We start from the raw sequence: 2253 nt of genomic DNA, 5'->3' as shown, positions 1-2253 counted from the left end.
CCCGGTGCCGCGCAGGGCCCGCTCCGGGTCGACCCCCAGGTGCCGGGCGAGGTTGACCACGGCGAAGAGCAGGTCGCCGAGCTCCGCCTCGAGCCGCTGCCCATCGCCCTGGGGCAGCTCGGCCTCGAGCTCGCCGAGCTCCTCGCGCACCTTCTCGAGGGCGCCGCGGTGATCCGGCCAGTCGAAGCCGACCCGGGCCGCCCGGCGCTGGAGCTTCTCCGCCCGGAGCAGGGCCGGCAGCGCCGCGGCGACGCCGTCGAGCACGCTCTCGCCCTCGCCCTTGGCGCGGCGCTCGGCGGCCTTGATCGCCTCCCAGTGCTCGGTCACGGCGCCGGGCTCGCCGGCGGCGGCCTCGCCGAAGACGTGGGGGTGGCGACGGATCAGCTTGTCCTCGAGGGCGTGGGCGACCGCCTCGAAGCCGAAGTGGCCGCCCTCCTCGGCGAGCCGGGCGTGGAAGATCACCTGCAGCAGCAGGTCCCCGAGCTCGTCGCGGAGCCCGTCGGTCTCGCCCTGCTCGATGGCGTCGACGACCTCGTAGGCCTCCTCGAGCGTGTGCGGGGCGATGGAGCGGAAGTCCTGCTCGAGGTCCCACGGGCAGCCGCGCTGCGGGTCCCGCAGCCGGGCCATAATCGCCAGTAGCCGATCCACTGCGTCCACGCTCACCCCCTTCGCCGGCGAAGTCCTCAAGGATCGAACGGATTTGACACCCGCGATCCGCGCAACTTAGCTTAATCTAGTATCAGATGGAATAATCCGGCACGATGGCCACGCGACCCCCCTCCTCCCTGACCCCCGAGACCGGCCCGGCCACCGAGCGCGGCGAGCGCACGCGGCGCAAGCTGCTCGGCGCGGCGGAGGGCGAGTTCGGCGAGCGCGGCTTCCACCACGCCTCGATCAGCAGCATCACCCAGCGCGCCGGCGTCGCCCAGGGGACCTTCTACCTCTACTTCCGCTCCAAGGAGGAGATCTTCCGGGCGCTCGTCGAGCACATGAACCGCACCATGCGCCGCCACCTCAGCGAGGCCATCGCCGGGGCGGCGAGCCGCGCCGAGGCCGAGCGCATCGGCCTCGAGGCCTTCCTGCGCTTCTGCCGCGAGCACGAGAACCTCTACCGGATCGTCATGGAGTCGCAGTTCGTCGACCCGGAGGCCCACCGCTGGTACTTCACCACCCTCGCCAGCGGCTACGCCGAGCGGCTGCGCGCCGCCCAGGGGCGCGGCGAGATCCGCCGCGGCGACCCCTACACCCAGGCGCTGGCGCTGATCGGGGTCGCCTTCTTCATGGGCAAGCGCCACCTCCTCTGGGGCGACGACGTCCCGCCGCTCGAGCAGGCCCTCGAGACGGCCACCGCCTTCATCCAGGGCGGCATCCTCCCCCCGGAGGGCGGCGGGGGCGAGGGCGCCCGGTAGGGCGCCGCGCCCCGCCGCAGCCTACTCCTCGCGGGCGCCGAAGAGGTTCCGGCGGGCCTGCTCGTCGAGCTCCTCGGGCTTGACGGTGCGCTCGCGCAGCACCGCCATGCCGCGCTCGACGCCGGGGCGCTCGGCGACGGCGTCGCGCCAGCGCAGGACGTTGGGGAAGTCGCCCATGCGCTGGCCGAGGCGCTCGCCGACCTCGACCCACGGGAAGGTGGCCATGTCGGCGATGGTGTAGGCCTCGCCGCCGAGGTAGGCCGCCTCGCCGAGGCGCCGGTCGAGGACCTGGAGCAGCCGCTCGGCCTCGCGGGTGTAGCGCTCGATGCCGTACTCCACCCGCTCCGGGGCCTGGTTGCGGAAGTGGCCGCACTGGCCGAACATCGGCCCCACGCCGCCCATCTGGAACATCAGCCACTCGATGGTCCGGTAGCGCCCCGCCGGATCCGCGGGCAGGAAGCGGCCGGTCTTCTCCGCCAGGTAGAGCAGGATGGCGCCGGACTCGAAGAGGCTCAGCGCCTCGCCGCCCGGGCCCTGGCGGTCGACGATGGCCGGGATGCGGTTGTTCGGGCTGATGCGCAGGAAGCCCTCCTCGAACTGCTCGCCCTGGGTGATGTTCACCGGATGGGCCTCATAGGTCAGCCCCATCTCCTCGAGGGCGATGTGCACCTTCTGCCCGTTGGGGGTCGGCCAGCTGTAGAGCTCAATCATGGCGGCTCCTCGTCGACGGATCGTCGCCGGCCCCGGTGGCCGGCGCAGGCGGGATATCTACGAAGCATTCTAGGGCAGGAATCTTTTCTACGTCGAAGGCCGGATCCGATACAATGCCCCCATGAGTACCGAG

At 72.1% G+C, this 2253-nt stretch carries 3 protein-coding genes; 1 reads left to right on the top strand and 2 read right to left on the bottom strand.

The annotated features are described in order from the left end of the window. On the bottom strand, window positions 1-657 hold a 657-nt coding region (gene mazG, locus CKO13_RS11730), incomplete at its 3' end, for a nucleoside triphosphate pyrophosphohydrolase (protein WP_200261248.1). A 104-nt stretch (window positions 658-761) separates the two neighbouring features. Between mazG and CKO13_RS11725 the strand changes: the two genes are divergently transcribed. Continuing rightward, window positions 762-1409 carry a TetR/AcrR family transcriptional regulator gene (locus CKO13_RS11725; RefSeq protein WP_200261246.1) on the top strand — a complete coding sequence of 216 codons (648 nt, stop codon included), beginning with the start codon at window positions 762-764 and terminating at the stop codon, window positions 1407-1409. Between the two features lie 21 nt (window positions 1410-1430). On the opposite strand, the gene CKO13_RS11720 is transcribed toward CKO13_RS11725, so the two are convergent. Continuing rightward, on the bottom strand, window positions 1431-2120 hold the full coding sequence (locus CKO13_RS11720) for a glutathione S-transferase N-terminal domain-containing protein (protein WP_200261244.1): 690 nt from the start codon (window positions 2118-2120) through the stop codon (window positions 1431-1433). Between the last annotated feature and the right edge of the window lie 133 nt (window positions 2121-2253).

It is taken from the genome of Halorhodospira neutriphila (genome assembly GCF_016584055.1).
Classification (GTDB): domain Bacteria; phylum Pseudomonadota; class Gammaproteobacteria; order Nitrococcales; family Halorhodospiraceae; genus Halorhodospira; species Halorhodospira neutriphila.
This window is presented reverse-complemented; position numbering and strand designations above follow the sequence as displayed.

Bases quoted from the DNA above. Each gene is read 5' to 3' on its own strand.
- CKO13_RS11720 (WP_200261244.1), bottom strand. From the start codon at position 2,120: ATGATTGAGCTCTACAGCTGGCCGACCCCCAACGGGCAGAAGGTGCAC.
- CKO13_RS11725 (WP_200261246.1), top strand. From the start codon at position 762: ATGGCCACGCGACCCCCCTCCTCCCTGACCCCCGAGACCGGCCCGGCC.